Raw genomic sequence first — 253 nt, forward strand, 5'->3', positions numbered from 1 at the left:
CTACACCTCGACCAAGTACAACGAGCATCGAGAAGCCATCATAGCAGCCGTGCGGTCAAGGAGCCCTGCGTCAATGAGTCGAACCATCGCCCTTGCGTTTTTTGGTCAGGGCTGCGGTTTTTACGGTGCCAGATCGCAGATCGGGAAGCTGGCCTCGTTGTACCGTGCCGAAGTCGTCAGAGCTTCTCTGAAAACTGCTCCAACCTTGCCAGCAAAACTCCGGTATGTCCGGCGGCTTCGTGGTTGAAATGAA

The 253-nt window shown here is 55.3% G+C and carries 1 protein-coding gene; it reads right to left on the bottom strand.

Translation table 11 applies throughout. The features are described from left to right. Nucleotides 1-70: 70 nt before the first annotated feature. Nucleotides 71-253 (bottom strand): hypothetical protein (locus IV91_RS19480; RefSeq protein WP_233418516.1); only part of this gene is annotated, 183 nt, incomplete at its 5' end.

Source organism: Ferrovum myxofaciens (assembly GCF_000735045.1).
Lineage (GTDB): Bacteria > Pseudomonadota > Gammaproteobacteria > Burkholderiales > Ferrovaceae > Ferrovum > Ferrovum myxofaciens.